A 7,531-nucleotide genomic window follows, 5' to 3' on the forward strand; every position below is an offset into this window, starting at 1 on the left:
CAGGCTCTGCATGTGAATGCGGGTTTGCGCATCGAGGGCGCCGAACGGCTCGTCCATCAGCAGGAAGCGCGGCCTGACGGCGTAGGCGCGGGCGATCGCAAGCCGCTGGCGCATGCCGCCCGAGAGATGCTTCGGATAGGCATCGGCGAACTCGCTCAGGCCCATCAGCGCGAGATAATGCGCGCAGATCTCGTCGCGCTCGGCGGCCGGCACGCGGTTCGCCTTGAGCCGCAATCCGAAGGCGATGTTGTCGCGGACGGTGAGCCAGGGAAACACGCCATAGTCCTGGAAGATCACTCCGCGCTCCGGACCCGGGCCGGTCACGGGCACGCCGTCGAACAGCACGCCGCCGGAGCTCGGCGCCTGGAACCCCGCGAGCATGTTCAGCATCGTGGTCTTGCCGCAGCCGGACGGGCCGATCACGGCGACGAATTCGCCTTCGTCGATGTCGTAGCTGACGTCGTCGATCACCGTCAGCCGGCCGCGCGGCGTGTCGTAGCCGAGCGACACATGATCGAACCGCGCCCGCCGCGCTTCTTGGTTGCTCGTCATGCCGCAGCCCGGTCTTGCCATACCAGCAGCCAGGCGCTGAGCCGGCGCAACAGCGTGTCCATGATCAGCGCGACGCAGCCGATGCAGATGATGCCGACATAGATCACGTCGAGCAGGAAGTAGGTCGAGGCGTTCTGGATCGTCGCGCCGAGCCCACGCTGCGCGGCGATCAGCTCGGAGGCGACCAGCGTCGCCCAGGTGACGCCGAGCGCCACCCGCAGCGCCGTGAGAATGTGCGGCAGCGTCAGCGGAATGATGACCCTCAGGAAGGTCTCGAACTCGCTCGCCCCGAGCGTCTGCGCGACCCTGATATACAGGGGCGTGATCTGCGACACGCCTTCGTACATCACGATCACGCCGGAGAAGAACGCGGCGTAGACCAGGATCACCAGCTTGGCGAGCTCGTCGACGCCGAAATAGACGATGACCAGCGGGATCAGCGCAATCGGCGGCAGCGCGCGGAAGAAGTTGATCAGCGGATCGGCGAAGGCGCGGGCCGGCCGGTACCATCCGATCAGGAAACCGATCGGCACCGCGGCCGCGATCCCGAGCAAGACGCCGGCGAACACGCGACGCGCCGAGGCGAAGATGTCGTAGAGCAGACCCTGATGCAGCAGGAGATCGATGAAGCGCGCGCCGACCTGTTGCGGCGAGGGAACCAGCGCGTCGTTGACGAAGCCGCTCGCGCGCACCGCTGACCACAGCAGGAGGACGCAGAGCCAGGGCGCGAGTCGCAGCACGAAGGTTCTCAGACCGCGTACGCGCATGTCACATCTACTCGCACTGCTCGACCGACGTAGTTCGAACCATAGGGCAAGGGGAATCACCATACAAGTTGCATCGGAACCAGCGTGCACGGTGACCGCTATGCGTGGCACACAGATGGCGAAGCCGCTTCAACTCTCGTCCCGGTTGATCTTGCCGACGCCGACGCCGGCCGGACGGCCGTGGCCTGCGGCTCGCGCGCGGCCGGCGGCCAGCTCGCGGGACCGGATGGGTTGACGGCGGCCAGGCTGTTGCGCAATCGGCGCATCATGCGCGCACGTGCCATGCAGTCGCGTTCATGGACAGTGAACCACAATCGTCGATAGTGTGACGCGAGGTCGCGCCGCGTCGCGAGACCGAGCCGCGAGCGCGCGTGACCATCGGCGGCGCTCCAGACCGATTTCCAGACACCCCGGGACCAATGGACGACCATGGCTGACGTTCTCGCCGCATCGCAACACACCGGTGCTCCGGTCCGGGCCGCCTCCTCGCTGCGCACCCTGGCGCTGGTCTCGCTGGCGCATTGGGTCAGCCACCTGCACATGCTGGTACTGCCGATGCTGTTCCCCTACCTGAAGGAGAAGCTCGGCGTCGGCTATGTCGAGCTCGGCTTTCCGCTCACGGTTTTCGCGGTGGTCTCGGCGCTGACCCAGGCGCCGGTCGGCTATCTCGTGGACCGCGCCGGGGCCCGCCGCATCCTGCTGCTCGGGTTGACGCTCGGCGGCCTGTCGCTGGCGATGCTCGGCGTCTACCTGACCTATGCCAGCCTCGTCGTCTCGGCCGTGCTGCTCGGCCTCGCCAATGCGGTCTACCACCCCTCCGACTACGCGCTGCTGTCGGCGCATATGGAGGAGAGCCGGATGGGCCGCGCCTTCGGCGTGCACACCTTCGCAGGCTATCTCGGCGGCGCCGTCGCGCCGGCGGTGATGGCGGCGCTGGTCACCACCGTGGGCGGCTCCGGCGCGTTGATCGCCGCCGGTTTGGTCGGTCCGCTCGCGGCGCTGCTGCTGCTCGCCGGCAACGTGCCGGAGGTGCCGCCGCATCCGCACCAGACCAGGGCCGACGGCACCAAGGTCAAGCAGCCGAGCCTGCTGACGCCGATGCTGATGCTGCTGACCGTGTTCTTCATGCTGCTCAGCCTGAGCAACGCCGGCATCTCCAGCTTCGGCGTCGTCGCCTTCATGAACGGCTACGGCATCTCGTTCTCGACCGCGAACATCGCGCTGACCGCCTTCCTCGGCGCCAGCGCGGTCGGCGTGCTCGCCGGCGGCCAGCTCGCCGACCGCATCCGCCACCACAACCTCGTCGCCGCCGTGGCCTATGCAGTCAACGCCGTGCTGGTGCTGATCATCACCTTCATCAGCCTGCATCCGGTGCTGCTGGTCGCGATCATGCTCACCGCCGGCTTCATGAGCGGCGTGATCGCGCCGTCGCGCGACATGCTGGTGCGCAACGCCGCTCCCGCAGGCGCCGCCGGCCGCGCCTTCGGCATCGTTTCCACCGGCTTCAACTTCGCCGGCGTCGTCAGCCCGCTGCTGTTCGGCTGGATCATGGACATGAACGCCCCGCGCTGGGTGTTCGGCACGTCAGTGGTGTTCATGCTGCTGACCATCGTGCTGGCATTCTTCACCGAGCCGAAGAAGAAGATGGCGTAGCTGTCGTGGTAGGATGGGCAAAGCGCAGCGTGCCCACCATCGTCACGAAGACCGCCGCTGTGAACGGTGGGCACGCTTCGCTTTGCCCACCCTACGCTCACATCGATATGTGAGATCAGCGCAGCGCCTATGACTGCGCCCTCTCCCCTTGTGGGAGAGGGCATGTAGGACCGTTCGGCATATGCGGTTGGGTGAGGGGCCTCTCTCGACGCGCGCAACTCGCCGAGAGAAACCCCTCACCCGACCAAGCGAATGGACAGGCCGGTGTAGTCCTCTCCCACAAGGGGAGAGGGCGCAGCAACTGGCACTGCGACGGCTGCGGCTTGGGTCTGCCTTTCTCTGCAATCCAGCCCTCACCTCCTGCATGTTGACATCACCGCCCGTCCGCCGATGATGCGGCCAACAACAACATCCGGGGAAGACACGCCATGACGCAGCCTGATCTCGTGATCCGCGGCGGAACGATTGCCGATGGCTCCGGCGGCGAGCTGTATGAGGCCGATGTCGCGATCACGGACGGCCGCATCGTCGAGGTCGGCAAGATCGCGGCCTCCGGCCGCGAGGAGATCGATGCGCGCGGCAAGCTCGTCACGCCGGGGTTCGTCGACGTCCACACGCACTATGACGGCCAGGTCACCTGGAGCCACGACATCTCGCCGTCGTCGCAGAACGGCGTCACGACCGCGATCATGGGCAATTGCGGCGTCGGCTTCGCGCCGTGCCGGCCGGCCGATCACCGGCGGCTGATCCAGTTGATGGAAGGCGTCGAGGACATTCCCGAGCCGGTGCTGGAAGCCGGCATTCCCTGGGAATGGGAGAGCTTTCCCGACTACATGGAATGGCTCGCGAGGCGGCAGTTCGACCTCGACATCGGCGCGCAGCTGCCGCATGCGGCCTTGCGCGTCTATGTGATGGGCGAGCGCGGCGCGCGACGCGATCCGGCCACGGCCGACGATAACCGCGCCATGGCCGCGCTGGCGCGCGATGCCGTCAAGGCCGGCGCGCTCGGCTTCTCCACCTCGCGCACGCTCAACCACCGCACCTCGACCGGCGACTACACGCCGACGCTCAAGGCCGGCGAGGACGAGTTGACGACCATCGCGCAGGCCATGCACGGCGCCGGCCGCAGCGTGCTGCAATTCGTGCTCGACATCTCGACCATCCATGAAGACCTGCCGATGATGCTGCGCATCGCCGAGCAGACGAAATGCCCGATCTCGTTCTCGGTGACGCAGAACGATCGCGCGCCGCAGCGCTGGCGGCAGACCCTGGCCGAGATCAACGCCGCGGCCGCGCGCGGCCTGTCGGTGACGGCGCAGATCGCGGCGCGGCCGGTCGGCCTGCTGCTCGGGCTGGAGCTGTCCCGCAACCCGCTGCAGACGCATCCAAGCTACCAGGCGATCGCGCATCTGCCGCTCGCCGAGCGCGCTGCGCGGATGCGCGACCCGCAACTGCGCGCGGCGATCCTGAGCGAGCAGGCCAGCGCCACCGACGATCCGCTGTTCTTCAAGCCGAACTACGACAAGATGTACCTGCTCGGCGATCCGCCGGACTACGAGCAGCCGCCAGAGCGGTCGCTCGGCGCCCAGGCCCGCGCGCGCGGCTGTCGGCCGGAGGAGCTGGCCTATGACGCGATGCTGACGGATGGCGGACGCGGCATGCTCTACGTGCCGTTCCTCAACTATTCCGACGGCAATCTCGACGCCACCTATGAGATGCTGCGCGATCCCAGAAGCGTGCCGGGCTTGAGCGACGGCGGCGCGCATTGCGGCATCATCTGCGACGCCAGCTTCCCGACCTACCTGCTGACGCACTGGACCCGCGACCGCAAGCGCGGCGACAGGCTGTCGATCCCCTTCGTCGTCGCGGCGCAGTCGCGCAAGACCGCGCTCTCCGTCGGGCTCGACGATCGCGGCCTGCTCGCGCCCAGCTACAAGGCGGATGTCAACGTCATCGACTACGACCGGCTGCATCTGCATCCGCCCAAGGTGCATTACGACCTGCCGGTCGGCGGCCGCAGGCTGATGCAGGACGTCGACGGCTACGAGGCGACGATCGTGTCCGGCATCGTCACGCGCCGGCACGGCGAGGCCACGGGCGCACGGCCGGGACGACTGGTCCGAGGTGCGCGGGCTGGGATTCAATAACCTCTGCGCGAGTGTTCCCGCGCCGTCCACTCATCCTCGGTGTCGTCCCGGACAAGCGCGCAACGCGCGCGCCGATCCGGGACCCATAACCACAGGGAGCTGTTTGGGGCACCTTGGTCGATCGAGTCCGCCCAGCCACGATCGACGGTGGCTATGGTCCCGGCGCAAGGCCGGGACGACGCCGAATAGATGGCGCGCACCTCTCACGCAAATTCCGCCGCGACATCCCGATCCGCCTGCAGGCGGGCGCGTTCCGTGTTGGGCCAGAGCAGCGCGAGTCCGAGCAGGCCGGAGATCACCATGATGGTCGCGTTGATGGTGAAGCCGGACATGTAGCCTTCGATCAGGCTGCCGGAAGCCTGGATCATCTTGCCCATCACCGCCGGCGCCACGATGCCGGCGAGCGTATAGAGCGCGCCGTAGATCGAGATGACGGCGCCGCGCTGCGCCACCGGCGTGAACTCGCCGATCATCGGCGGACATACGACGTAGATCGAGCCGCACAATCCCGATCCGACCACGAGCAGCGCGATCTTGGCCGACGCTGCGTCCACATGCGGCATCGCCGCCATCAGCAAGCCGCCGATCACCAGCGGCGTCGCGCCGAGCACCCCGCGCGCCATCCGCGTGGAGACGCCGCGCGCCATCAGCATCTGCGATGCGAACCCCGTGGCCAGCACCACGCAGGCGCCGAAGATCCATGGCAGGATCGAGATGAAGCCGGCCTGCTGCTGCGAAAAGCCCAGCCCCTTGACCAGGAACGGCGTGAACCAGGTCAGCCCGAGCGACAGCGCCCAATAGGCGCCGAAGGTGGCGGCGGCGCAGCCGACGAAGGTCCTGCTGGTCAGGAGCTGCAGATAGGGCACGCGCTGCCCGCCCGAGCTGGCCGTCTCGACCTCCGCCAGAGGTCCCTCCTGGCCGAGCCACAGCCAGGCGAGGCTCCACATCAGGCCGACCACGCCGAGCGCGCCGAAGGCGTAGTGCCAGCCGTAGGTCACGATCACCCAGTTCAACGCGGGCACCGCCAGGATCACGCCGAAGGCAGACCCCTGCGACAGGATCGCCGTCGGCAGCGCCCGCTTCTCGTCGGGAAACCATTTGTAGATGGCGTGGATGGCGACCGACGCGGCCGGCCCTTCGCCGGCGCCGAGGATGATTCGGCAGATCAGCAGGGTGGCGAAGCCGACCGTGCCGACCATCGGGAATTGCGCCACCGCCCAGATCAGCGCCAGCACCAGCAGAACCCAGCGCGTCGGCACCTTGTTGATGACGAAGCCGACGATGATGGCGGCGGTCGAGAACAGCAGGAAGAAGGAGGAGCCGAGCAGGCCGAACTGCTCGGCGGTCAGATTGAGCTCGGTCATGATCGGCACGCCGGCGAGCCCGACCACGATCTTGTCGGCGAAGTTCACCAGCATGAACAGGAACAGCAGGAGGGTGATCCTCCATGCGCCTTTCGGCGTCGGCGTCGCGCTTGCGCGGGAGGTGACTTTGAGCGTCGTTGGCGCGGCCATGGTCCTTCCCCGAGATTGTTCTGATCCGCCCCTTCGGTTCGGGCGTTTGCACCATGCTAGCCACGAAGCGGCCCCCCAGGCAACGCGCTAAGTTGTTGTTGCGTCGCGAGAATTTTCCCTCTCGGGCTGTGCGGAGAGATCCGCGCAACCTGACCACGAGCGAGCGGTCATCACATCATGAGGTTTCGCGAGAACGAGCACGTGATGTTCGCGTTGGCGCTTGATATGTTGTGATGCAACAACTTCAAGACATGCTCGTGCTCAGCGTTCGTCATCTCACCAAGTCCTATCGATCCGGCGGCGAGCCGATCAAAGTCCTCCGCGGTGTCGACCTCGACGTGGCCTCCGGCGAGCGCGTGGCGCTGACCGGCGAATCCGGCTCCGGCAAGAGCACGCTGTTGCATCTGATCGCCGGGCTCGACGCGGCCGATGGCGGCGACATCCTGCTCGACGGCGCCTCGGTCGGCGCGCTCGACGATGCCGGCCGCGCCGCGATCCGGCGCGAGCGGCTCGGCCTCGTGTTCCAGCAGTTCAACCTCGTGCCGAGCCTCTCGGTGCAGGACAATCTCAGCTTCCAGGCACGGCTGGCCGGGCGGCACGATCCGGCGTGGCACACCGAGCTGGTGGAGCGGCTCGGTCTCAAGACGATGCTCAAACGCTATCCCGAGCAATTGTCCGGCGGCCAGCAGCAGCGCGTCGCGATCGGCCGCGCGCTGGCGATCAAGCCGGCGCTGCTCCTGGCCGACGAGCCGACCGGCAATCTCGACGAGGACACCGCCGACGAGGTGATGGCGCTGACGCGCGATCTCGTCGCGCGCACCGGCTGCGGCTTCCTGATGGTGACGCACAGCGCGCGGCTCGCCGCGATGCTCGACCGCCACGTCCATCTCCATGCCGG

6 protein-coding genes are annotated in these 7,531 nt (G+C 67.5%); 3 read left to right on the plus strand and 3 right to left on the minus strand.

Annotation, left to right across the window (positions count from 1 at the left end; genetic code table 11):
• Window positions 1-552 (minus strand): ABC transporter ATP-binding protein (locus tag BRAS3809_RS19655; protein ID WP_035657028.1); only part of this gene is annotated, 552 nt, incomplete at its 3' end.
• A complete protein-coding gene (locus tag BRAS3809_RS19660; protein ID WP_008963809.1) occupies window positions 549-1,292 on the minus strand; it encodes an ABC transporter permease in 744 nt (247 codons plus the stop codon). The genes BRAS3809_RS19660 and BRAS3809_RS19655, both read right to left, overlap by 4 nt.
• Window positions 1,293-1,748: 456 nt before the next feature.
• Between BRAS3809_RS19660 and BRAS3809_RS19665 the strand changes: the two genes are divergently transcribed.
• Window positions 1,749-2,972, plus strand: coding sequence for an MFS transporter (locus tag BRAS3809_RS19665; protein ID WP_008963811.1), 1,224 nt, complete (start codon window positions 1,749-1,751; stop codon window positions 2,970-2,972).
• Between the two features lie 428 nt (window positions 2,973-3,400).
• Window positions 3,401-5,119, plus strand: a complete 1,719-nt coding sequence (locus BRAS3809_RS19670) for an N-acyl-D-amino-acid deacylase family protein (RefSeq protein ID WP_008963812.1) — start codon at window positions 3,401-3,403, stop codon at window positions 5,117-5,119.
• Between the two features lie 203 nt (window positions 5,120-5,322).
• Here the strand turns inward: BRAS3809_RS19670 and BRAS3809_RS19675 are convergent, their stop codons facing one another.
• Window positions 5,323-6,633 carry an MFS transporter gene (locus BRAS3809_RS19675; RefSeq protein WP_008963813.1) on the minus strand — a complete coding sequence of 437 codons (1,311 nt, stop codon included), beginning with the start codon at window positions 6,631-6,633 and terminating at the stop codon, window positions 5,323-5,325.
• A gap of 251 nt (window positions 6,634-6,884) precedes the next feature.
• Here BRAS3809_RS19675 and BRAS3809_RS19680 point away from each other — a divergent pair.
• Window positions 6,885-7,531, plus strand: a 647-nt coding sequence (locus tag BRAS3809_RS19680) for an ABC transporter ATP-binding protein (protein WP_035657032.1), incomplete at its 3' end; no start/stop codon positions are given.

It is taken from the genome of Bradyrhizobium sp. STM 3809 (genome assembly GCF_000239795.1).
Classification (GTDB): domain Bacteria; phylum Pseudomonadota; class Alphaproteobacteria; order Rhizobiales; family Xanthobacteraceae; genus Bradyrhizobium.

Coding starts and splice junctions, on each gene's coding strand:
- BRAS3809_RS19665 (WP_008963811.1), top strand. CDS start 1,749: ATGGCTGACGTTCTCGCCGCATCGCAACACACCGGTGCTCCGGTCCGG.
- BRAS3809_RS19670 (WP_008963812.1), top strand. CDS start 3,401: ATGACGCAGCCTGATCTCGTGATCCGCGGCGGAACGATTGCCGATGGC.
- BRAS3809_RS19675 (WP_008963813.1), bottom strand. CDS start 6,633: ATGGCCGCGCCAACGACGCTCAAAGTCACCTCCCGCGCAAGCGCGACG.